The sequence below is a fragment of the Micromonospora sp. NPDC047812 genome (assembly GCF_040704175.1).
Classification (GTDB): Bacteria; Actinomycetota; Actinomycetes; order Mycobacteriales; family Micromonosporaceae; genus Micromonospora.
In genome coordinates, this window is the sequence record NZ_JBEYRY010000008.1 from 42094 (window position 1) to 63726 (window position 21633).

At 71.6% G+C, this 21633-nt stretch carries 22 protein-coding genes, 1 tRNA gene and 1 other RNA gene; 19 read left to right on the top strand and 5 right to left on the bottom strand.

Annotated features, from left to right (window positions below):
• Nucleotides 1-116 precede the first annotated feature (116 nt).
• From AB0883_RS24770 to AB0883_RS24780, 3 genes are all read right to left on the bottom strand, one after another.
• Nucleotides 117-1100 carry an NAD-dependent epimerase/dehydratase family protein gene (locus AB0883_RS24770; RefSeq protein WP_366643633.1) on the bottom strand — a complete coding sequence of 328 codons (984 nt, stop codon included), beginning with the start codon at nt 1098-1100 and terminating at the stop codon, nt 117-119.
• A 1-nt stretch (nt 1101) separates the two neighbouring features.
• A complete protein-coding gene (locus tag AB0883_RS24775; protein ID WP_366643634.1) occupies nt 1102-2589 on the bottom strand; it encodes a helix-turn-helix transcriptional regulator in 1488 nt (495 codons plus the stop codon).
• Nucleotides 2590-2662: 73 nt separating this feature from the next.
• Nucleotides 2663-3073 carry a helix-turn-helix transcriptional regulator gene (locus tag AB0883_RS24780; protein ID WP_366643635.1) on the bottom strand — a complete coding sequence of 137 codons (411 nt, stop codon included), beginning with the start codon at nt 3071-3073 and terminating at the stop codon, nt 2663-2665.
• Nucleotides 3074-3397: 324 nt separating this feature from the next.
• On the opposite strand from AB0883_RS24780, the gene AB0883_RS24785 reads away from it, so the two are divergent.
• From AB0883_RS24785 to AB0883_RS24855, 15 genes are all read left to right on the top strand, one after another.
• Nucleotides 3398-3649, top strand: a complete 252-nt coding sequence (locus AB0883_RS24785) for a DUF6284 family protein (RefSeq protein WP_366643636.1) — start codon at nt 3398-3400, stop codon at nt 3647-3649.
• Nucleotides 3649-4023, top strand: a complete 375-nt coding sequence (locus AB0883_RS24790; protein WP_366643637.1) for an RRQRL motif-containing zinc-binding protein — start codon at nt 3649-3651, stop codon at nt 4021-4023. Before AB0883_RS24785 ends, AB0883_RS24790 begins: the two co-directional genes overlap by 1 nt.
• Nucleotides 4020-4694 carry an NUDIX hydrolase gene (locus AB0883_RS24795; protein WP_366643638.1) on the top strand — a complete coding sequence of 225 codons (675 nt, stop codon included), beginning with the start codon at nt 4020-4022 and terminating at the stop codon, nt 4692-4694. The genes AB0883_RS24790 and AB0883_RS24795 overlap by 4 nt, the downstream gene beginning before the upstream one ends.
• Nucleotides 4691-5860: a DUF2637 domain-containing protein gene (locus tag AB0883_RS24800; protein ID WP_366643639.1), complete on the top strand. Its 1170-nt coding sequence runs from the start codon at nt 4691-4693 to the stop codon at nt 5858-5860. Before AB0883_RS24795 ends, AB0883_RS24800 begins: the two co-directional genes overlap by 4 nt.
• A 92-nt stretch (nt 5861-5952) precedes the next feature.
• Nucleotides 5953-6420: a helix-turn-helix transcriptional regulator gene (locus AB0883_RS24805; protein WP_366643640.1), complete on the top strand. Its 468-nt coding sequence runs from the start codon at nt 5953-5955 to the stop codon at nt 6418-6420.
• The gene (locus AB0883_RS24810; protein WP_366643641.1) at nt 6417-6821 is read left to right on the top strand and encodes a hypothetical protein; all 405 of its coding nucleotides are present in this window, start codon (nt 6417-6419) and stop codon (nt 6819-6821) included. Before AB0883_RS24805 ends, AB0883_RS24810 begins: the two co-directional genes overlap by 4 nt.
• A gap of 11 nt (nt 6822-6832) precedes the next feature.
• The gene (locus tag AB0883_RS24815; RefSeq protein ID WP_366643642.1) at nt 6833-7003 is read left to right on the top strand and encodes a hypothetical protein; all 171 of its coding nucleotides are present in this window, start codon (nt 6833-6835) and stop codon (nt 7001-7003) included.
• 88 nt (nt 7004-7091) lie between these two features.
• Nucleotides 7092-7289: a hypothetical protein gene (locus tag AB0883_RS24820; protein WP_366643643.1), complete on the top strand. Its 198-nt coding sequence runs from the start codon at nt 7092-7094 to the stop codon at nt 7287-7289.
• A 94-nt stretch (nt 7290-7383) separates the two neighbouring features.
• Nucleotides 7384-9558, top strand: coding sequence for a cell division protein FtsK (locus tag AB0883_RS24825; RefSeq protein ID WP_366643644.1), 2175 nt, complete (start codon nt 7384-7386; stop codon nt 9556-9558).
• Nucleotides 9559-9705: 147 nt separating this feature from the next.
• Nucleotides 9706-9945 (top strand): hypothetical protein, encoded by a 240-nt coding sequence (locus AB0883_RS24830; RefSeq protein WP_366643645.1) that lies wholly within the window; start codon nt 9706-9708, stop codon nt 9943-9945.
• Nucleotides 9942-10244: a hypothetical protein gene (locus AB0883_RS24835; protein WP_366643646.1), complete on the top strand. Its 303-nt coding sequence runs from the start codon at nt 9942-9944 to the stop codon at nt 10242-10244. Before AB0883_RS24830 ends, AB0883_RS24835 begins: the two co-directional genes overlap by 4 nt.
• A gap of 179 nt (nt 10245-10423) precedes the next feature.
• Nucleotides 10424-11383, top strand: coding sequence for a bifunctional DNA primase/polymerase (locus AB0883_RS24840; protein WP_366643647.1), 960 nt, complete (start codon nt 10424-10426; stop codon nt 11381-11383).
• Nucleotides 11380-12939: a hypothetical protein gene (locus AB0883_RS24845; RefSeq protein ID WP_366643648.1), complete on the top strand. Its 1560-nt coding sequence runs from the start codon at nt 11380-11382 to the stop codon at nt 12937-12939. Before AB0883_RS24840 ends, AB0883_RS24845 begins: the two co-directional genes overlap by 4 nt.
• A 483-nt stretch (nt 12940-13422) precedes the next feature.
• Entirely contained in the window at nt 13423-13632 is a 210-nt protein-coding gene (locus AB0883_RS24850) for a helix-turn-helix domain-containing protein (RefSeq protein ID WP_357722408.1), read from the top strand.
• 16 nt (nt 13633-13648) lie between these two features.
• On the top strand, nt 13649-14857 hold the full coding sequence (locus AB0883_RS24855) for a site-specific integrase (RefSeq protein ID WP_366643649.1): 1209 nt from the start codon (nt 13649-13651) through the stop codon (nt 14855-14857).
• Nucleotides 14858-16105: 1248 nt separating this feature from the next.
• On the opposite strand, the gene AB0883_RS24860 is transcribed toward AB0883_RS24855, so the two are convergent.
• Nucleotides 16106-16190, bottom strand: a tRNA-Ser gene (locus tag AB0883_RS24860).
• An 82-nt stretch (nt 16191-16272) separates the two neighbouring features.
• Between AB0883_RS24860 and ffs the strand changes: the two genes are divergently transcribed.
• Nucleotides 16273-16362, top strand: an RNA gene (gene ffs, locus AB0883_RS24865) — signal recognition particle sRNA small type.
• 107 nt (nt 16363-16469) lie between these two features.
• Complete coding sequence (locus tag AB0883_RS24870; protein WP_366643650.1) at nt 16470-19181, top strand: DNA polymerase III subunit gamma and tau; 2712 nt, start codon at nt 16470-16472, stop codon at nt 19179-19181.
• 112 nt (nt 19182-19293) lie between these two features.
• Here AB0883_RS24870 and AB0883_RS24875 read toward each other — a convergent pair whose 3' ends face one another.
• Nucleotides 19294-20367: a DUF2332 domain-containing protein gene (locus AB0883_RS24875; RefSeq protein ID WP_366643651.1), complete on the bottom strand. Its 1074-nt coding sequence runs from the start codon at nt 20365-20367 to the stop codon at nt 19294-19296.
• A 159-nt stretch (nt 20368-20526) separates the two neighbouring features.
• Here AB0883_RS24875 and AB0883_RS24880 point away from each other — a divergent pair, with 159 nt between their 5' ends.
• The gene (locus tag AB0883_RS24880) at nt 20527-20835 is read left to right on the top strand and encodes a YbaB/EbfC family nucleoid-associated protein (protein WP_233600326.1); all 309 of its coding nucleotides are present in this window, start codon (nt 20527-20529) and stop codon (nt 20833-20835) included.
• A 7-nt stretch (nt 20836-20842) separates the two neighbouring features.
• Nucleotides 20843-21436, top strand: coding sequence for a recombination mediator RecR (gene recR, locus AB0883_RS24885; RefSeq protein WP_089003014.1), 594 nt, complete (start codon nt 20843-20845; stop codon nt 21434-21436).
• The last annotated feature ends 197 nt before the right edge of the window (nt 21437-21633 follow it).

Here is a 21633-nt window from a genome sequence, read left to right on the forward strand (position 1 = left end):
CGTTTTGGGCGACGTCTAGGTGAGGCGCAGTGGCACGGGCATTTCGCTCGGCCGCTGTCTTACATCAGCATCCTGTAGTCGAGGCATGACCCGGTTCCACTTTAGGCGCTCGCTCCCTACAAAGGTCGGTTCGGTAACATGGCAGTGAGGGGTTCGACTATATTCCCCTGCCACGCCTCCCACGCGTCCGCAAGGATGTCGATCAGTTTGGATCTTGCCGGGGCCCAGCCGAGAACGGTGCGGACGCGGCTGGCGTCTGCGATCAAGTTTGGAGGCTCAGGCTTGGGCGGCTGACGGTGAACGACAACCCGGTGCCCGGTGACCTGCTCGGCGGTGGCGACAACGGTGGCCATGCTCGTTCCGACGCCTGAGCCGAGGTTGATGGTCTGACAGACTCCGGGGGTGCAGGCGGCCAGGGCGAGCCGGATCCCGGTGGCTACGTCGGTCACATGGACGAAGTCCCGGACCGCTGATCCGTCCCCGTTGAGGCTGACGTGGTCGAGTTCGCCGGTGATCGCGCGAAAGACGTTCGGGATGATCCGAGCGGGGTCGGTGTCGGTGACGCCGTCAACGGCTCCGGCGATATTGAAGGGCCGCACGGTAATCGCACCGACTGCCCCGGTTGCCGCGTAGGCCGCGACCATGTGCTCGGCCGCGACCTTCGACGCCGCGTACGGGCTCTCGGGGTGGGGGTCGAGGTCTTCGGACAGTGCGCCGTGGTGCTGCGAACCGTAGACGATGTTGGTGGAGGCGAAGACCAGCGCGGCCGGTGCCGTGGTCGTCCGCGCAGCGTTCAGGGCCATGAGCAGGTTCAGGGTGCCGGTCGCATTGACGTCGAAGTAGCTCAGCGGGTCGGCGAACGAGTCCCGGCCGCTGGTCAGGGCGGCCAGGTGTACGACTCCGTCGTACCCGCCCTCCTGGACGATCTCAGCGACCCGCGCGCGGTCCCGGATGTCTCCCGTCACCAGCTCGACACCCGGGGGCGGGGTGCGGTCACCGCGGCCCCGGCTCATGACGGTGACCCGGTGGCCGGTGGCGAGTAGTTCGCGTCCGACGGCACGGCCGAGGAAGCCCAGGCCACCGGTTACCAGTACGTGCACGTCAACCTCTCCCCAGGATGGTGCGGCGGTGCTCCCACGCAAGTTGGATGCACCCGGCCGCCGCCGGGGCCAGGCACCCGCCGGCGGTCAACTCCTCAATGGTGTGACGGGTGAACGGCAGCGCCGACGTGGGCCGCACCCGCCCGGTCTTCACCACGGTCCCCTCGGCGTTGGCGCTGACCATGTTGGCGAACAGACGGTCATAGGTGGCGCCGTCGAACACGGCGACCGTCAGAATCTCGCCCCAGAGGGTAAGTGCGTCGAGCGCGACGCCGAGGCAGAAGACCCGCACCCCGCCGGCTGCGTAGGCGCGGTCGAAGGACGCCAACGGCTCGGCGCTGTAGTCCGCCGGCTCACCTTCGCCGCCGTGCTCGGCGCTGCCGAGAAATTCCTCGCTGTACTCGCGCATCATGTTGCGCCACAGGTTGAAGTCGGTCGCCTGGGCGGCCGGCAGAACGCTCGACGGCTGGAAGACCCCCGCTGGCATGATGTGCAGCATTCCCCCGGCCACGGCCACGTTGCCGGCCGCGCGGTTGTGCAGCACGAAGGAGACCCCGTCGTCGTCGACCCGCAGGGTGAGCGTGTCGGTTGACGGTGCCGTCGGCCGACGGCTGGGCGTGAACGGGTCGCCGACGAACCGCCGGAAGTTCAAGTTCCGCCAGGACGCCGGCAGGATGCCGCTCCCATCGCCAGCAACGTGGTACATCGCCATTTCGTGTGCGAGCGCTTCCGAGACGTCGACGCCACCGAAGTACGTACCGGTGGTGAAGGTGAGCGCCCGATCGGGCTGGCTCCAGTCGACTCCGGCGAGGTGCCACGCGAGTCGGTTCTCAAAGAGTCGAGGCTGTTCGACGTCCCGCAGGGCGAGGCTGTAGCGCTGGTGCCGCCTCCCGTCCGACGCCAACGGCCGCACGCCGGCTGACGCGTCCTCGGTGCCGGTGACGACGGGCGCGGTTCCCTCCGGCGCGAGTCCGATGCCGAACTGCGTCAGCTCGACGGGAGTCGACGGCAGCCATTCCGGTGGCGCGATCAGTCCGCTGTTGCCTACTCGCTGCTCGGCGTCGTAGAGGCACGCTGCCTCCCGCGCGAGCTGCACCCGATGGGTGTTCAGCTTCCGCCGGACCGCTCGCCACTCCTCCTGGCTCTTCTCCGCGTGCGGGTGAGACTCAAGATCCTGGTAGATCGCGAAACCTCCGGAATCGCTCTCGGGGCTGTCTCGTTGCTGCGGCGTGACGCGCTGCCGAGTAAGGCCGAGATCCTGCACGGACACGCCGAAGTGCTCGGCAAGGAGCTGCCGGTAGAGCGCCGATGGGAACGTGATTCCCCGTTCCCATCTGCTCACCTGGTTGGCGGTGACGGCCAGCCTCTTCCCGCGTCCTGTCCCGAGGCGGTTCAGTCCATCTGCCACGTCCTGTTGAGTCTCGCCGGCAGCGTCGCGAAGGTTGTAGAGCGCGAGATTCGGGTTGGCATCTTTGGCGCGAGCAGGCACAACAGCCCTCCCTCTACTGGCGTAGGCATCGACCATGCACACCCGTGCCTAGTGGATGCCTAGTGAACGGCGCTTACCCGGCTGGTGAACGGCGTTCGGATGCGCGTCCGGAACTGGTGTCCTTGTCGCCATGACCGACCGCGATCCGCTCTACGGCATCCGCGAGCCGCCGCACCTCGGCGTGAAGCTGATCCAGCCGTGCGAGCACCAGCGAGGAATTGTCCACCCGCCCGGCACTCCCGCCACCGCTCGGCGGCGGCGTAGCCCCGGTCAGCACGGCGCGGAGGTAGTCGTCCGGCCAGCTAAGAGCCTGAGAGATCGCGGCGAGCGTACGGGCCGAACGCTTGCGAGTCGCCGTCGCGTATTGCAGCTCGCGCAGGGTGGCCACTGAGACCTTGGACCGCTCGGCCAACTCCTGCTGAGTCATCGGCAACTCGGCCATCCGGCCGTTGATGGCGCTGGCTACAGCCTGCCAATCCTCCACCCGACGCCTCCCTGTCTGACTGCCCGATCCGCTGATCCTAGTCCCTCCCCTCGTTGACACCGCACAACATCAGCGCTAATTTTAGCGCTGAAATTAGCTATGCCGCCGGTTGGCTACCGGGGAAGGCAGCGCCTCACAGCGCTGCGCGCCCACGAGCCGCTGCGCACTCGTTCCTTCAGAACTTCATCGGGCCGCATCTCCCACCGAAAAGGTGCCGCGCACGGCTCTGGTCACCGTGCAGCTCGTCACCCACCTGGCGCGTCGGCGCGGGCCTTCTCTGGCTCGCGCCGTCGCTGCTCCCATCGACCCGTTCCGGAGGTTCCCGTGAGGAAGCACCTCGCCCCCATCACCGCCGAGCCGACCGCCGCCGACCTGGCCGCGATCGAGGCGGAGTGGCCGCTGATCGCCGCCGAGCTGGACGTGCTCGACGCCGAAATCACGATGTTTTACGCCGAGGACCACGGCGGCCCGACCGCGTTGGACTGGCGGCGGCTGCGCCGGGCCGAGGCCCGCGTCACCCGCGCCGCCGCCGAGTTGGCCGCCGGCACCCTCGCCGGCCCGCACCGCGCGGCCTGATGTCGCGCATCCGCGCCGCCTACTTCGATCCGGAGGGCACGCGGTACGGCATCCCCACCTACTGGTGGCGCGGTGCCCCCGCCGGCTACGCCACCCGCCGCCAACTGACCGCCGCCGGCCTACGCCCAGGCGGTCAGCCAATCGCCGCGCAGGTGCTCTGGCAAGGGGTCGGCGGTACCCGCGCCGCCTACCTGTACCGGGTCGACCTGGCCCGACCCAAGCGCACCGCCACCCCCGCCCAACTCCGGGCGGTCCGCGCCGCGCTCACCGCCCGCCGCACCTGCCGAACCTGCCGGCAGGTCCGCAGCTACTGCATCCCGCGCTCGCTCGGCGAGTGCCTCGAATGCGCCCACCCGATGGAGGCCGCCGCATGATCCCCCGCACCTACACCCACCCGAGCGTTCTGGACGGCATCGCCGCCGGGGCGTCGTGGGCCGACCCGACCATGGACCCCGCCGCCATCGACTGGACCGCCCGCCGGGCCGCCGCCGCGATCCCCTTCCCGCTGGTCGACGGACGGCCGGTCAACCCGTACGCGCCGACCGGTATCCGCTACGGCCGCAACCAGCTCGGCCACTGGGGCGAGCAGGTCTGCGCCGACACCCTGGTGTCGCTCTGGGACGAGAACCGGCACCGCTGGATCCTGATGGTGGAGCGCGGCGACGGCCACGGCTGGGCGCTGCCCGGGGGCAAGGTCGACCCCGGCGAGACGCCGGCCGACGCCGCCGTGCGGGAGCTGGCCGAGGAAACCGGCCTGATCCTTCCCGATGCCCGGTGGGAGCTGTCGCCACCGCGCTACGTGCCCGACCCCCGCGCCAGCGATGAGGCATGGATGGTCACCGTCCTTGCCCGCACCTGGATCGGCCACCACCGCCGCGACGACTTCCCGCCGGTGACCGGTGCCGACGACGCCCGCCGGGCGCTGTGGCTGCCCGCCGACGACTACGACGTGCTCGCCGACCACCTGGCCGACGCCTACGACGGCCAGGTGTTCCCCGCCCACCGTGACCTGCTCGCCGACCACCTGGACGAGGTGACCCCATGACCGCCCCCACCCTCAACGGCACCCGCTACCCCCAGCCCATCGACGAGCTGGTGCCCCGCGCGCTGGCATGGGCCGAACAGGAGCACAAGATCCCGTCGCGTAACGCCCTAATGCGGCAGTACCGCATCGGCGCGCCGAAGGCCGACGCGGTGCGGGCCGAGGTGGTCCGGCTGCTCGCCGGCACCGACCTGGCCGAGAAGCCGGACGCCACCCCCGCACCGCCGGACCGGACCGGCCTCAGTGTCGCCGAGATGATTCCCGCAGCGGTCGAGATCGCCGACGAGCGCGGCGAGGTACCTACCGCCGACGAGTACGCGGCCACGTTCGGAATCAGTCTGGAACAAGCAGGGGCTCTGACCAACCTGGTAGCAATGGTCCACAAGCGCCGGGCCGCCGGCAGGCTGGACAACATCGACGGCGACCCGACCGACGGGGCGGACCCGGTGCCGCTGGACTACGCCGAGCCGATCGGCCCGCACCCGGCCCCGCCGGCACCGACCGAGACGACGGAGCGGGCCGAGACGCTGCGCACGGCGATGACCGCCCGGGGCGCGCTGCTGCCGCCCGCCGGCACGTCCTGGACGGACCCGGGCGCACCCGAGTCCGTGCCGGTCGCCGAGCCAGCCCCGACCCCCGCACCGCCGGCCCCCGTCGCCGAGGCGGCCGAGCAGGTCACGGTGGTCGGTCACCCGGGTCCCAACATCACCACCGCCCCGGCCGCTACCCGCTCGGCGGGGCGTGGATGGGCGTACGTCGGGGTGATCCTCGGCGGGGTGGTGTCCATCGCCGCGAACGTGGCCCACACCTACCTGCCGAAGCCGCCCGAGGGCGCACCCGCCGACTGGACCCCGGCCCCGGACTGGTCCCCCTCACCCCTGGCGGTGGCGTTCTCGGTGTTCTGGCCGGTCGCCCTGTTCGTCGCGGTCGAGATCCTGACCCGCATCCCGTGGGGCGAGGGCCTGCGCTGGTTCATGGCCCGCATCGTCGGCGTGCTCCCCGTCGCCCTGGTCGCCGCCGTCGTCTCGTACCGGCACCTCGCCGGACTCCTGGAGCACTTCGGCGAAGACCCCCTCACCGTCGCCATCGGCCCCCTGGCCATCGACGGACTGATGGTCATGGCCTCCGCCGCCCTGCTCGCCACCAACCGCCACCGCAACCGCACGTAGCCCCGCCCGGCGGCACGGCCCTCAGGCCTAGGAACCCGTGCCGTGCCGCCGGCCCTCACCCCTCAGCCAATCGACCTCGGGAGAGACCACCCATGTTCCCAGACCCCACCGACGCGCACGCTGGCGCGTTCGCGGCCGTGTTCGTCGCCCTCTATGTCGCCCACCAGGTCGCCGACCACTGGGTGCAGACGCAGCACCAGGCCACCCACAAGGGGTGCGACCCGGAGCACGGCCGCGCGGGGCACCCGCACTGCTCGGTGTGGCGCTCCCGCTGGCACTGCGCCGCCCACGTCGCCACCTACACCCTCACCGCCGCCGTCGCGCTGCTGTTCCTCATGGCCGGCACCGGCCTACGGCTCGACCCGTGGGCAGTCACCGTGGGGCTGACCGTCTCGGCCGTCAGCCACTACGTTGCCGACCGACGGGTGCCGCTGCGGCGTCTCGCCGATGCCCTCGGCAAGGACCCCGCCTGGTTGGAGCGCGGCGGTGGCCTCTACGCCCTGGACCAGTCATGGCACATCGGGTTCCTGTTCGTCGCGGCCCTGCTGGCGGCGGCATGAACAGCCTGGACTGGCACCCGCTGATCCGCATGCTGCGCGCCCTCGACCTACCCACCGACGACTACGTGGTGTTCGGCTCCGGGCCGCTGCTGGCCCACGGCCTACGCACCCAGCTCGGGGACCTGGACATCGTCGCCCGGGGCACGGCCTGGCACCGCCTCGCCGCGATGTCCCCGCCGGCCCCCGCCCCGTCCGGGCACGGGCAGATGGTGCGCCTGCAAATCGAAGCCGCCGACCAGTGGCTACCCGGCTTCGACACCGCACACCTGATCGCCACCGCCGAGCACCACAACGGCATCCCGTTCGCCCCACTGGCCGAAGTCGTGCGCTCCAAGCGGCACACCGCACGGCCGAAGGACCACCGCGACCTGGCGCTCATCGACGCCGCCACCCAGCCCTGAAAGGACACCTGATGGCAAGCATCTCGATCGGCTCCACCGGCGGACGCATCACCACCGGCACCTCGCAGCTGTGGTGCCCGGCCTGCGGCAACGAAACCCACTGGCGCGACATCACCGCCGACAACCAGCGCACCCACGCGACCTGCGGCCACTGCGGCAACCGCATCTCCGTCAAGAGCTGACCGCTCCCGTCGTCACCGGCTCATCACCCGGTGACGCGCGGAAGCCGCCAGACCCCCTGGACGGCCCAACCGAAGGAGCACCCCCGCTATGGGCAAGCGCAACGTCGCCTCCGGCAACGACCGCGTCGCCGTGCAGGCCGGTGAGGTCACCAGCCGCCGCGACACCAGCAAGACCCCCAAGGACACCGACACCAAGCCGGCCCGGACCGAGAACACCGTCACCGGTAACGCCCGCGTCGGCATCCAGGCCGACACCGTGACCGGCCCCATCCGCATCCGCTTCTGACCCGGCCCGGCGGCGCGGCCCCTGGCGACCAACCCGCGCCGCGCCGCCGGCCCTCACCCCCGACCCTGACGGATCAGTTGGAGGAACCCCCATCATGACTGCCCCCCGAGATGACGACCGTTTCGACTGGCGAGCCGCAGAGGCCGACATCACCGCCGGCCCGGATGCGGAGGTGGTCGACCTGGACGCCGCCCGCGCCGCCCGTACCCCCGACCCTGACGACGAGGGCGGGCCGGTGCTGGTCGACTCGCCCGCCGCGCAGAAGTCCCCGCGGTTCACCCTCGACGGCGTGCGCGCCGGCCAGCGTCGCCCGATTCTGCCGGCCTGGGTGCGCTCGCGTGCCGAGCTGCGCGACACGATGCGGTGGGCGGTCGGGCACCTGCTGCACACGACCGCCTACCACGCCACCCGCCTGCCGAAGTACGGCGGCAAGGTGGCGTTGCGCTCACCGGCGGGGGCGTGGCGGTTGCTGTCCGGGGCAACCCGGTGGGTGTTCGATTGGGAGGGTGAGCGGCTGCGGCAGGCCACCTCCGAGACCCGCGACGGGGAGCTGTACTTGAAGCTGTCGCGGCAGCGTGACCGGCGGGTGCGGTGGCGGGGCATCGTCGCCACCTTCTCCCTCTCGCTCTCCTTGGCCGGGGGGCTGGCGATGATGTGGGCGCCCGGATGGGCGCAGTGGGCGGTGCCCGCGCTGCTGGTCACCTTGTGCGGGATGTTCGGTCAGCCGGCCGACAAGCCGCTGCTCGACACCGCCGTGGTCATCCCCCGCGTCGCGCGGCTGACCTCGGATGTGGTGGTGCGCGCCCTGGCGGTGCTCGGCATCTCCGGCATCACCCAGGCCATCGCCAAGCAGGGACAGCGGGCTATCGCGTTCACCGCCCCGATTACCCGCGACGGCCCCGGCTGGCGCGCCGACATCGACCTGCCGCCGGGCGTCACCGCCGGAGACGTGATCGAGCGGCGAGATCGGCTCGCCGCCGGCCTCACCCGCCCTCTCGGGTGTGTGTGGCCGGAGGGGCAGCCGGAGGTGCACCCGGGCCGGCTGCTGTTGTGGGTGGGCGATCAGGACATGGCCGCCACGCCGCCGAAGCCGTGGCCGCTGCTCAAGGCGTCCGGCGGGTTCGATCTGAGGCGGCCGGTGCCGTTCGGCACCGACCCGCGCGGGCGGGTCATCTCCTTCGAACTGCCGTACACGAACGTGCTGATCGGGTCGATTCCCGGCTACGGCAAGACGGCCGCCACCCAGGTCCCCCTGCTCGCGGCGGCCCTGGACCCGTATGCGGAACTGTGGTGCTTCGACTTCAAGGGCACCGGCGGCCTCGACCCCCTGGAGAAGGTCTCCGCCCGCTACGCGTCGGGGCAGGACGACGACACCGCCGAAGAGGGCCTGATGGCGTTGCGGGAGCTGCGCAAGGAGTGCCAGCGCCGCGCCGCCGTCATCAAGGGCCTGCCGAAGGCGGTGTGCCCGGACAACAAGGTCACCCCGGAGCTGGCCCGCCGCAAGAAGCTGGGCTTGCACTGGTTGGTCGTCGCCCTCGATGAGGTGCAGGAACTCTTTTCGCACCCGGAGTTCGGCAAGGAAGCCGGGGAACTGGCCGAGAAGGTCATCAAGCTCGGCCGCGCCCTGGGCGTCATCCTCGTCGTGGCCACCCAGCGGCCCGACGCGAAGAGCCTGCCCACCGGCGTGTCGGCGAACGCGGGTACGCGGTTCTGCCTGCGGGTTATGGGTCAGATCGAGAACGACATGATCCTTGGCACCTCGGCGTACAAGAACGGCATCCGGGCGACCATGTTCGCCAAGAAGGACAAGGGCGTCGGCTACCTGGTCGGCGCGGCCGACGACGCGCAGATCGTGCGGACCTTCTACGTGGACGGCCCCACCGCCGAGAAAGTCATCGACCGGGCGCGTGCCCTGCGCGAGGCTGCCGGGACGCTGACCGGCCACGCCATCGGGCAGGCGACGCCGACTCCGGCGGCCCGCCGAGACACCCTGCTCGACGACATCCTCACCGTCGTCCCGGCGACCGAGGGCAAGGTGTGGGCCGAGACGCTCACCGAGCGGCTCGCCGACCTCAACACCGACGCGTACGGGGACCTGACCCGCGATCAGCTCACGGCGGCGCTCAAGCCGTACGGCATCACCACGGGGCAGGTGTGGGGCACCGACCCCACGACCGGCAAGGGCGCGAACCGGCGCGGTATCGAGCGGCAGCACATCGCCGATGCGGTCGCGGAGCGTAACAAGCGGCGAGGCGACAAAGCCGCCTAAGCCGGACAGCGGTTGGTTGCTAGGTCTAGCGGTAGCCCCCGCTAGACCTAGCACCCCCGCTAGCAACCCATCCGATACCTGGCCAGCGCCCTAGTTCCTAGCGGCGTCAGCCTTCCGCACCCTCATAACGGCTCGTGGAGGCGTTTCGTGACCACCATTGCCCTGCTCGCTAGCCTCGCAGCCCTCGGTTACGCACTGTGCTACCTGGCCGTGTGCTTCACCTCCCCGTGGGGACGCTGCCGCCGCTGCCACGGCCGCCGCTCCCACCGCACCGCCATCGGTACCCGCCGCGACTGCCGCCGCTGCGACGGCACCGGCATCCGCGTCCGCTACGGCCGCCGCCTCATCGACTACATCCGCGCCGAATACCGGGCAGGGCACCAATGACCGCCCGCCGCGCCGGCCGCGCCGGTCACACCGACTGGTGCGGCCGGGACCACCGATGCGGCCTCGGCGAGCACCGCTCCGACGAAATTGTGGTCGACGCCGGCTACGCCCGCGCCGTGCTCGTCAGGGTGCGTACCGCCGCTGGCCGCGAGCACGCCGAGGTGCGCGTCCGCGTGGCCCTCGCCCCCGGCGAGATCGCGGCCCGCCGCCAGTTGGTGGGGCTGCTCGGCGACATGCGCCAGGCCGTGACTCGCGCCGCCATCGCGGCCCGGCCTCGACCCGGGCGGGCCGGGCGGTGACCGGCGGGCGGTGCGGCCACTGGATCGGCACCGCCGCCCGCTACTGCCACAGCCCGAACGGCATCCGCCCCTACCTACAAGGCCCTCGCTGCCCCGCGCACACGCCCTCAGCGCTCGCGGGGCGGCCGGAGCCGCCCTCTACCCCCATCTGTCCGCCATCGACCGAAGGAGGGGACCTCATGCCCGACCCTGGCCTGTTGGCCGCTGCCCTTGCCCACGCCGCACGCGAATGGCACGTCTTCCCGCTGCGCCCCGACGACAAGCGGCCCGCGTTCCCCGACCACACCGCCGACACCTGCACCGGCCACGATCCGCGCTGCCGCGCCGCCGGCCGCCACCTCGGCTGGGAACCCCGCGCCACCACCGACCCGGACCGCATCCGCCGCGCGTGGTCGACGCGCCCCTACGGCGTCGGCATCGCCTGCGGCCCGTCCGGGCTCGCGGTGGTCGACCTCGACGTGCCCAAGACCACCGACGACACCCCGCCCGCCGCTTGGGCCGGGGCGCGTGACGGCCTGGACGTGCTCACCGCCCTCGCCGGCCGCCACGGCGGCAGCATCGACACCACCTACACCGTCACCACCGGGCGGGGCGGAAGCCACCTGTACTACCGCCACCCGACCGCCGGCCCGGAACTGCGCAACTCCACCGGCGATCGGGGCGGGTTGGGGTGGAAGGTCGACACCCGCGCCCACGGCGGCTACGTCGTCGCCGCCGGCAGCACCGTCGCCGGCCGCCCCTACGCCGTGGCACTCGACTGCGACCCGGCGCCGCTGCCCGCATGGCTAGCAGGACTGCTCACCCCCGCCCCGCGACCTGCCTACCGGCCCGCCCCGGTGGCGCTGCCCGCCGACCGGCACGGCCCCTACGTGGCTGCGGCTATCCGCCGCCAGGTCGCCCACCTCACCGCCGCCCCCGACGGGCAACGCAACCACGCCCTATTCGCCTCCGCCGTCGCCCTCGGCCAGCTGGCCGCCGGCGGCGCGCTCACCGACGACGACGTGACCGCCGTCCTGGAACCGGCCGCGCTGTCGATCGGCCTGCGCCCCGCCGAGGTCGCCCGCACGATCGCCTCCGGCCTGCGCACCGGAGTACGCAACCCCCGCACGCTCACCAACCTCGGAAAGGCGGCAGCATGACCACCCGCCTACAGATCGGCTCCGGCCCGGAAACCATCCGCGTACTCAAGGCCGCCCTCGTCGACGGACTGTTACCCGACACGTACGTGTCAGCCGGGTCGCTGGTGCACATGGAAGCCGTCTCCGGCGGCCTCGCCACCGCCGCCGACGAAGACTCCCCGCTGCCGGTCAGCGCGAGCATGGTCAACCCCGCCGGCCTGGCCGGGCTGCTCGCCGAGCACGCCTACGTCTACCGGCTCAAGACCCGCAAGAGCGACACCGGCGACCCGGAGATGTTCGAAGACGAGGTGACCCCGCCCCGCGACATCCTCTCGTCGGTGCTGGCCGGCAAGACGTGGCCGGGCGTGCCGCCGCTGCGCGGGATCATCGGTGCCCCGGTGCTGCGCCGTGACGGCACCCTGTTGCAGCGGCCCGGCTACGACCCGGCGACCGGCCTCTACCTGGCGTCTAAGGTGGCGCTTCCGCCCGTGCCGGACGAACCCACCGCCGAGCAGGTGGACGAGGCGCGTACGTTCCTGCTCGGCCGGTTCCTGCGTGACTTCCCGTGGGCGTCCGCTGCTGACCGGGCCAACTACGTGGCGCTGTTGGCAACGCCGATCCTGCGGCACTTCACCCGATCCCTGACGCCGTTCGCGCTCATCGACGCCACCATGCCGTCATCCGGCAAGACGATCCTCACCGCCGGGCCGGGAATGCTGTACGGACAGCGGGTCATGACCTGGGCCTACTCCGATGAAGAACTTCGCAAGAGCATCACCGCGGTGCTGGCCGAGCAGGTCGGGGTGGTCATCTGGGACAACCTCGCCGAGGGCACCGTCATCGACTCCGCCGTGCTCGCTCAACTCGTCACCTCGGGTGTGTGGTCCGACCGGCAGCTAGGCGCGTCGCGCAACGTCGCCACCGTCAACGACCGGCTATGGATGGCCACCGGCAACAACCTCCAGGTTGGCGGAGACATGGCATCTCGGACGGTGCGGGTGCACCTCGACCCGAACATGCCCCGCCCCGAGCTGCGCGACCAACGAGGGTTCGGCATCCCCCACCTCGACCAATGGATCACCGACCCGGCCAACCAACTCACCGTCCTGTGGCACCTCCTGGTCCTCGTCCTCGACTGGACCCGCCGAGGAGCACCTCGGGTCACCGGACTGTCGATGCGGCAGTTCACCCCGTGGGCGCAAGCCCTCGGCGGGTTCCTCACCCACCACGGCATCGACGGGTTCCTCACCAACGCCGCCGACATCCGTGAGATCGATGAAGACGAAACGCGCTGGCGCGCGTTCCTTACCTGCTGGCACGACCGCCACGGCGGCCGAGCGATGACCGCCGCCGAACTCCGCCAAGACGCTGAACCGATGCACCTGGGCAGCGACGTCAACGACCCGTGGGACGGGCAATTCATCACCACCCACAACGGCCGCCTACCCAACCCGCTGCAACTCGGCCGGCTGCTGACCGGGCAGGCCGGACGCTGGCGCGGCGATCACGTCATCCGGGCCGGCAAGAACGACCGGGGCGACCGGTCGGTGTTCTGGGTCGAACGCCACCAGGGGTGAAACCCGCTGAACCATCTCCGCATCTCCGCAACGCCGCAGCAACGGCGCTCTACCAGGGGAAACACTCTGCGGAGATCAGAACCTAGAGGATCATCGATCTCCGCATCTCCGCAACCGCGCTGCGGAGATGAACCCTCTTTGCGGAGATGACCCCTCAGTGGCACTCCGCATCTCCGCAAGCATTCGCCCAGCTCACAGCCATGTTTGCGGAGATGCGGAGATGCGGAGATGGTTCAGCCCTCCCGCGCAGCAACGCACCAACCACCGCACCCGACCCGCGCGCAGACAGCCCGCTGAGAACCCTTGAACCGATCCGGCCTACCCGTTGGCACCGGCCTGCCCGAGATCTTGGCTCTCCGGCGCTCTCAGCGGGCCGCCCTAGCGGCCTCCATCGATTCGCTCGCTCCACCCAGCAAATGCCCCTCGCCCGCCGAGAACGCCCGCCACCGGCGCTCTCAACCCAACGGAACTACGGGGAGAACCGTGTCCACGCCAGAAAACCGCGTCGTCCTGACCATCGAAGAAGCCGCCCAACGACTCGGCATCGGCCGCACCACCATGTACGCCCTCATCAAGACCGGCCAAATTCGCACCGTCACCATCGGCCGACTTCGCCGCGTGCCCACCTTCTGCTTGGACGAGTACGTGCGCAACCTGCTCGCCGAACCCACGCCCCTCGACCACGCCGCCTGACGAAAGGAGCCAGCCAATGGGACGCAAGCCAAACGGCGCATCCAGCATCTACAAGGGCGGTGACGGCTACTGGCACGGCCGGGTAACGGTCGGCGTGAAGGACGACGGCAAGCCGGACCGGCGGCACGTCCAGGCGAAGACCGAGACCGAGGTGATTCGCAAGGTTCGTGCCCTGGAACGGGAGCGGGACAACGGCACGGTACGGAAGCCGGGGCAGAGGTGGACCGTCGAGAAGTGGCTCACGCACTGGGTCGAGAACATCGCCGGCCCGGTGGTCCGCACGAACACCCTCGACGGCTACCGGGTGGCGGTCCGCAAGCATCTGATTCCTGGTGTCGGCGCTCACCGCCTCGACCGCCTGGAGCCGGAGCACCTGGAGAAGCTGTACGTACGGATGATGGCCAACGGCAGCGCGGCCGGCACCGCCCACCAGGCGCACCGGACCATTCGCACAGCGCTCGGCGAGGCGGTCCGCCGGGGGCACCTCGCTAGAAATCCTGCCGCGCTGGCCAAGCCACCCCGCCTCCCAGACTCCGAGGTACAGCCGTACTCCGTCCCCGAGGTGCAAGCGATCCTTCGCGCGGCGGCATCTCGGCGGAACAGCGCCCGGTGGGCCGTAGCGCTCGCACTCGGCCTGCGCCAGGGCGAAGCGCTCGGCTTGAAGTGGCCGGACGTGGATTTGGACAACGGGACGCTCACCGTGCGCCGCGCGCTTCTGCGGCCGAAATGGCGGCACGGCTGCGACGGGAAGTGTGAGCAGAAGTTGCCCGGCCAGTGCCCCGACCGGGTGAACGAAAGGCCGGTAGCGGCGGACACCAAATCGCGCGCCGGTCGACGCTCCATCGGCCTGCCAGACGCTCTGATCGAACTACTCCAGCAGCACCGGAAGGAACAGGACGCTGAGCGCGAAACCGCCGCGCAGCTCTGGCGCGATGAGGGCTGGGTGTTCGCCTCACCGACCGGCGAAACGATCCACCAGGCGACCGACTACGACGAGTGGAAACGGCTGCTCAAGCTCGCCGGAGTGCGGGACGGACGGTTGCATGACGCCCGGCACACCGCCGCCACTGTCCTCCTGGTGCTAGGCGTCTCCGGCCGCGCCGTGATGGGCATCATGGGCTGGTCCAATTCGGCGATGGCCGTCCGGTACCAGCACATGACCGATCAGGTGCGCCGAGACATTGCACAGCAACTGGGCGGGCTGCTCTGGGGCGAAGCGGAATAGGGTTTCGGTGCAGGGCTGGTGCTAGCCAGCCCTGCACCATTTCGAACTAGGGTCGACCGTGGCGGATAGCTGGTACCTCAGGCGGCATTACTGCGCCATTTCGATCACGATTACTCTTACGTTCTCGGGCTTCGTGGTACCGGTATATGTCACTCGCCGCATAGATGGGCCCACTTGGAGTTCTGGCCAGAGCCGGAGGGAAGCCATGCTGCCGCGAAAGCTGCTGGGCTCGCTGTCGTGATACGCCCAGCGCTAGGCCTATCTCCGCCAGCGTCATCATTGGCGGTGTGGGTTCCGGTATTTGCTCGGGATGGGTTAATACGGAAATTGCGATGTGGTCTCGCCCTATCCTGCTCTGAATCTTAAGAACGAGATCCCACGCTTCAATCAGTGCCTCTGTCGCGCAAAGGCATCTGACTCGCTCGCTGACTAGCACAGTTGGACCGGCTGGCCGGTCTACCTCCATCGCACTCAATCCGAGCTTCTCGGTCGCGGCCCGTAGAGCCGCTCGGGCGGGCGGAGTGCGCTCGTACTCCACCTTGATTGTCCAGTACGGTGCCATGTGTCTCCGTCGTTCCGCGTTTATTCAGCTATCCAGTGACTGAGAAAGCCGTGCAGTACGGGCACTGCCCCGGCGGACAGGACGGCATCCCCGCTGCGGTGCAGGATTACAGCAGCTCCTGCTAAGCATGTAAGGCAGATGACGTAACGTCGCAATGTAAGGGGGCGACGCCCTGCCTGCGGTTTTCCTTCGGCTGAGGGTTCCATCTGGCGATCGGTCGAGAGTATCCTCACGGAAGCTCCTTCTGCTGGTTGGAATGGTTGGAGCATGGCGGCGCCCGAGGGACAGCTCGGGCGCCGCCGTCATGTTGAATGGGGGCACTGTCCCGGCGTCGCACCGGTTGTGCGATCGAGTTCGGGTAATCGCGGAAAGCCAGCACGCATTCAGTTGATCTTCTTGTCGCTGACAAGGAGTCCGCTTGTCAGCGACAAGAGGGTGGATGTCGGTGACAGCGCGTCTGTGCCATCGACACGCACGCGGGGTGTGCTGGCGCATGAGGGGTGGGCCGGGCTGCGGCCGGGCGCGGCGTGATGGGCGGCGCGCGGCGGTCGGGAGTCCGGCGACGGGCAGTCCGGTTGGCCGGAACAGGGCAAGTGAGACGACAACTGAGACGAGAGCGACCGTAGAGACGACTCAGGGCCGGTCCCCGTGGGGGCCGGCCCTGTCGTTCTTCCTGCTCAAGCGAGCGGAGGATACGAGATTCGAACTCGTGAGGGTGTTAACCCAACACGCTTTCCAAGCGTGCGCCCTAGGCCTCTAGGCGAATCCTCCGCAGACGAGGATACAGGTCCCCGGCGGGTGGGCCACCCCACCACCCCCTGAAGATCGACGTGGCGTCGGGTAGGGTTGGCGGTACCTCCCGTGCGGCGGTATCTCGTGAACCTCCCCAGGGCCGGAAGGCAGCAAGGATAAGCGGGCTCTGCCGGGTGCACGGGAGGCCTTTTTGTCTCCGGGGCCCGGTAACGTCCCTGCGGGTCAGGTCACGGGGTGGTGGGTGGTCACCCGCGCCCGACCGGCGCAGAATGGCTCGGTCGAGAGGAGGCGGGACGAGTGGCACTGGCGCTCTACCGCAAGTACCGGCCGCGTACCTTCGCCGAGGTCATCGGGCAGGAGCACGTCACCGAGCCGCTGTCGCAGGCGCTGCGCAGCGGGCGGCTCAACCACGCCTACCTCTTCTCCGGCCCACGCGGCTGCGGCAAGACCTCCAGCGCCCGGATCCTGGCCCGCTCGCTCAACTGCGAGCAGGGCCCCACCCCGGAGCCGTGCGGGCAGTGCGACTCGTGCCGAGAGCTGGCCACCGACGGCGGCTCGATCGACGTGCTGGAGATCGACGCGGCCAGCCACGGTGGCGTCGACGACGCCCGCGAGTTGCGCGAGAAGGCGATCTTCGCGCCGGCCAAGAGCCGCTTCAAGATCTACGTCATCGACGAGGCGCACATGGTCTCGTCGGCCGGCTTCAACGCCCTGCTCAAGCTGGTCGAGGAGCCGCCGGAGTACGTCAAGTTCATCTTCGCGACCACCGAGCCGGAGAAGGTCCTCGGCACGATCAAGTCGCGGACCCACCACTACCCGTTCCGGCTGATCCCGCCGAAGGTGCTCCGGCCCTACCTGGAGCAGCTCTGCGAGGCCGAGGGCGTCGCCGTCGAGCCGGCGGTCTTCCCGCTGGTGGTGCGCGCCGGCGGCGGCAGTGCCCGGGACAGCCTCTCCGTGCTCGACCAGCTCATCGCCGGGGCGGGGCCGGAGGGCGTCACCTACTCCCGGGCCGCCGCCCTGCTCGGCGTGACCGACGCCGCCCTCATCGACGAGATGTGCGACGCGCTGGCGGCCGGGGACGGCGCGACGGCGTACGCGACCGTCGACCGGGTCGCCGAGGCCGGGCACGACGCGCGCCGGTTCGCCTCCGACCTGCTGGAGCGGCTGCGCGACCTGATCGTGCTCCAGCAGGTGCCGGACGCCGCCGCCAAGGGCCTGATCGACGGCCCGGCCGACCAGATCGAGCGGATGGCCGCCCAGGCCCAGCGGCTCGGTCCCGCCACGCTGTCCCGCTGCGCCGACATCGTGCACAACGGCCTGGTGGAGATGCGCGGCACCACCGCGCCCCGGCTGCTGCTGGAGCTGATCTGCGCCCGGATGCTGCTGCCGGGGGCCGACGACAGCACCGGCGGTCTGCTCCAGCGCCTCGAACGCATGGAGCGCCGGCTCACCCTCGCCGGCACCGACGCGCCGCCGGCCGCCGCCGGCCCCGCGCCGGTCGCCTCCGCTCCTCCCGTACGCCCCGAGCCCGCCCCCGCCACGACCGCGGCTGACCCGGGGCCCGCCGGCCCGCCGGCTGCTGCCGGCGCTCCGTCCGGTGCCGCGGCCGCCCGTGCCGCGGCTCTGGCCGCCGCCGGTTCCCCGGCTGCCACCGGTTCCCGGGCGGCGGAGGCCGTCCCGGGTGCTACCGAACCGGTGAGTGCGCCCGCCGGTGGCCCGCCCGCCGATGCTCCCGCCCGTCGCCAGGTGCCGCCCTCGGCGGTGATGCCCGACCCGGCGACGCCCGCCCCGCCCCGCCCCGGCGCGGCTGAAGCGGGCACCCTGGACGCCGTCGCGGTGCGCCGGGTCTGGCCGGACATCGTCGCGAAGGTCAACCGGATCAAGAAGCCGGCCGCCGCGCTGATGCGCGACGCGGTGGTCCGCGACGTGGACGGCGACACCCTGGTGCTGACCGTCAAGTCGCCGGTGCTCGCACAGATGATGGGCAACCACACGTCGGTGCTGGCCGAGGTGCTGTACGAGGAGTTCGGCGGCCGCTGGCAGATCCGCTGCGAGGTGGCCGGCGAGCGGGGTGGCGCGTCACTCGGTGGCTCGTCCCGGCCCGCCACGCCGGCCCGCCCGGCGTCCCCGCCGCCGGCAGCCCCCGCCGACCAGGACCGAAGCGTTACCGGTAGCCCGTCCGGCGGCGGCGCGGGCGGCGGCCTGTCCGGCGGCCCGAGCGGCCCAGGCGGCGCGAATGGCCTGGCCGGTCCGGATGGCCTGAGTGCTGCGGCCGGCGGGCCTGGTGGCGCGGGCGGTGCCGCTGCCGGCCAGGGCGGGGCGACCCGGCCCGCCTCCGACGCTGGTGCGTCGAGGGCCGGTGCTCCCGCCGTCGACGCGGCCGAGGACTGGCCGGAACCGGCCCGCCCGGGTGGCGCGGCCGGGGGCGCCGAGGACTGGCCGGAACCGGCCCGCCCGGGTGGCGCGGCCGGAGACGGCGACGACTGGCCGGAGCCGGCTCGACCGGGCGGCACATCGGTCGGCACGTCGACCGACGGCACGGCGGCCGCCACCCCGACGGCGACCGGCCTGCCCGGCGCGGCGTCGACCACCCGGCCGGCGAGCGCCGCCACGGCGTCGGCGACCGCCGCGCCCGCCGTACCGAAGCCCGCCGGTCCCTCGGGTGCGCCCGCCGTGCCCCCGGTGAGCAGCGCGATCGCGGCGGCGCGAGCGGCTGCGGCGGGACGCGGTCCGCGTACCGGCCAGCCGGTCCGGAAGACCGCGGACGCCGACTGGGCCGGCGAGCCGCCGTACGACCCGGACTTCGACGGCCCGGTGCGCGGCGGCGGGGGACGCCCCGGCGGCGCCCGGCCGGCGGCCCCGAACTTCGAGGGCTTCGACCCGGGCGACGAGCCGCTGGACGAGGTCATCGACGAGCAGACCGCGCGGGAGTCCAGCGAGGAACAGGCGGTACGGCTGCTGCGCGAGGCCTTCGGCGCAGAGAAGATCGACGAGGTCGACGCCCGGTAGCCCTCCCGACGCCGACGCGGGGCGAAGGCGGCAGATCTTGGCAGGAATCGGCCCCTCCAGGGGCGCTCCGGTACCAAGATCTCGGGCGATGGCGCACATGGCGCGGTGAGCGTCAGGCGGGCCAGGCGGGGAGGCCGTGGGGGTGTGCCTCGGCCAGCAGGCGTTCCGGGCCGGTGCCGAGCCGGGCGCGGAGCTGGAAGTCGCTGCGTGCCTCCCGCGGGTGCGGCTCGAAGGACAGGTGGGCGACCGGCGCGTCGGTGCCGCCGGCGGCGGCCAGCCGGTCCAGCTCGGCGGTGACCCGCGCCCACTCCTCGGCCGGGACGTACTGGCGCATCACCGAGTGCCACACCACCGTCAGCGTGCCGGGGCGCGGGGCGATCCCGGCGAGGAAGTCCGCCGCCCCCGCCGCGACGACGCGGGCCGGCAGCCGCCCGGCCAGCTCCAGCGCGCCGGCCAGCCGGGCCGCGCGGACGGTGTGCTCCGGCCAGAGGTACGCCCGCAGCGCGAGCGCGCCGTCGGGGTCGCCCGGGTCGATCGGGGCGACGTCGCAGCCGAGCCGCTCCACCACGGTCAGCTCGGGGTACGCGCCGGCCGCCGCCCGCAGCCAGTCGGGCACCCCGCCCCGCCAGGCGTCCGGCAGCCGTACCGGGGAGTCGGCCGGTCCCCAGGCGAAGCCGGCGGCCTCGACGCGGAACCGGTCGGCGCGCAGGTTCAGCCCGGCGCTCGCGCCCAGCTCGACGAGGCGCACCGGCAGCCCGCCCACCTCGTGGACGGCGTGCAGCAGGCCGGCCAGCAGCAGGTTGGCCCGGCCGGTCTCGTTGGTCTGGGGCGGCCGGCGCAGCCAGCCGCGCAGCGTGTCGTGCTCGGCCTCGACGACCGCCCGGAACGCGGCCCAGCAGGCGGGGGCGTCCACCGCCCGGTACGCCCCGCCCGCGCTGGGGTAGTACCGGGCCAGCGCCGGCGCCCGGCCGGAGAGCACCAGCGCGTGCACCCCACCGAGCAGGCGTAGCGACACGAGGGCGTCGGGGTCGGCGTCCTCGTACCCCGTGATGACGGTGGCGCACGGGCCGCCGGCGCGCACGTCCCCGGCGGCGCGCGCCAGCAGGTGGGCGTAGAGGGCGGCGGCCATGTCGGCGCAGGCCCGGGCCTGCCGTTCCATGGCCGCCGCGGCCTGTTCCTGGGGCATCCGCCACCTCCGTCCGGTCGGTCCCGTGATCGTGCGCCCGGACCCGGCGGGAGCGAAGCACCGGGCGGGGCGAGTCCGCTCACAGCGGATAGGCTGAGCGGCGGCCGAGCAGACGAGTGCGAGAAGGAGCCATCCGTGCGCCCAGGTGGACAGCCGAACATGCAGCAGATGCTGAAGCAGGCGCAGAAGATGCAGCAGCAGATCGCCAAGGCGCAGGCCGAGCTCGCCGAGGCGGAGCTGACCGGCACCGCCGGCGGGGGCCTGGTCACCGCGACCGTCGCCGGCACCGGCGAGCTGAAGTCGATCAAGATCGACCCGAAGGCGGTGGACCCGGAGGACGTGGAGACCCTGGAGGACCTCGTCGTCGCGGCCATGCACAATGCCGCCGAGGCGGCGCGGGAGCTGACCGAGAAGAAGATGGGTCCGGTCACCGGCGGCATGGGCGGCCTCGGCCTGCCCGGTTTCTGAGCGGCAGATGTACGAGGGTGCCATCCAGGACCTGATCGACGAGCTGGGGCGGCTGCCGGGCGTGGGCCCGAAGAGCGCCCAGCGGATCGCCTTCCACGTCCTGTCCGCCGACCCGGCCGACGTCAACCGGCTGGCCGGGGCGTTGCGCAAGGTCAAGGAGTTGGTGCGGTTCTGCACCAGCTGCTACAACGTGGCCGAGTCCGACCGGTGCCGGATCTGCCGCGACCCGCGCCGCACCGACGAGGTGCTCTGCGTGGTCGAGGAGCCGAAGGACGTGGTCGCGATCGAGCGGACCGGCGAGTTCCGGGGCCGCTACCACGTGCTCGGCGGGGCGATCAACCCGCTGGAGGGGATCGGGCCGGACAACCTGCGCATCCGCGAGCTGATGGCCCGGCTCAGCGACGGCACCGTGCGGGAGCTGATTCTGGCCACGGACCCGAACACCGAGGGCGAGGCGACCGCGACGTACCTGGCGTTGATGGTCAAGCCGATGGGCATCTCGGTGACCCGGTTGGCGAGCGGCCTGCCGGTCGGCGGCGACCTGGAGTACGCCGACGAGATCACGCTCGGCCGCGCCTTCGAGGGCCGTCGCGCCGTCTGAGTCGCCGGGACGGCCGGCACCGGATCCCGGTGCCGGCCGTCGGCGTACGGGCCCCGCGCGTCCACTGTGGGTTCTGACATGCGAGTGATGCCGGTGACGATCGATGTAACAAATCGGCATCGCCCAATCCGGACATAATCCCCCTTTGTCGACGGTCCGGAACGGCCTCGGCGGCGGGGCGCATCGGTTAAGACACG

Excerpts from the sequence above, each read along its gene's own strand:
- AB0883_RS24790 (WP_366643637.1), top strand. The coding sequence starts at position 3,649 with ATGTCGCGCATCCGCGCCGCCTACTTCGATCCGGAGGGCACGCGGTAC.
- AB0883_RS24795 (WP_366643638.1), top strand. The coding sequence starts at position 4,020 with ATGATCCCCCGCACCTACACCCACCCGAGCGTTCTGGACGGCATCGCC.
- AB0883_RS24800 (WP_366643639.1), top strand. The coding sequence starts at position 4,691 with ATGACCGCCCCCACCCTCAACGGCACCCGCTACCCCCAGCCCATCGAC.
- AB0883_RS24805 (WP_366643640.1), top strand. The coding sequence starts at position 5,953 with ATGTTCCCAGACCCCACCGACGCGCACGCTGGCGCGTTCGCGGCCGTG.
- AB0883_RS24810 (WP_366643641.1), top strand. The coding sequence starts at position 6,417 with ATGAACAGCCTGGACTGGCACCCGCTGATCCGCATGCTGCGCGCCCTC.
- AB0883_RS24815 (WP_366643642.1), top strand. The coding sequence starts at position 6,833 with ATGGCAAGCATCTCGATCGGCTCCACCGGCGGACGCATCACCACCGGC.
- AB0883_RS24820 (WP_366643643.1), top strand. The coding sequence starts at position 7,092 with ATGGGCAAGCGCAACGTCGCCTCCGGCAACGACCGCGTCGCCGTGCAG.
- AB0883_RS24825 (WP_366643644.1), top strand. The coding sequence starts at position 7,384 with ATGACTGCCCCCCGAGATGACGACCGTTTCGACTGGCGAGCCGCAGAG.
- AB0883_RS24835 (WP_366643646.1), top strand. The coding sequence starts at position 9,942 with ATGACCGCCCGCCGCGCCGGCCGCGCCGGTCACACCGACTGGTGCGGC.
- AB0883_RS24840 (WP_366643647.1), top strand. The coding sequence starts at position 10,424 with ATGCCCGACCCTGGCCTGTTGGCCGCTGCCCTTGCCCACGCCGCACGC.
- AB0883_RS24845 (WP_366643648.1), top strand. The coding sequence starts at position 11,380 with ATGACCACCCGCCTACAGATCGGCTCCGGCCCGGAAACCATCCGCGTA.
- AB0883_RS24855 (WP_366643649.1), top strand. The coding sequence starts at position 13,649 with ATGGGACGCAAGCCAAACGGCGCATCCAGCATCTACAAGGGCGGTGAC.
- AB0883_RS24875 (WP_366643651.1), bottom strand. The coding sequence starts at position 20,367 with ATGCCCCAGGAACAGGCCGCGGCGGCCATGGAACGGCAGGCCCGGGCC.
- AB0883_RS24880 (WP_233600326.1), top strand. The coding sequence starts at position 20,527 with ATGCAGCAGATGCTGAAGCAGGCGCAGAAGATGCAGCAGCAGATCGCC.
- recR (WP_089003014.1), top strand. The coding sequence starts at position 20,843 with ATGTACGAGGGTGCCATCCAGGACCTGATCGACGAGCTGGGGCGGCTG.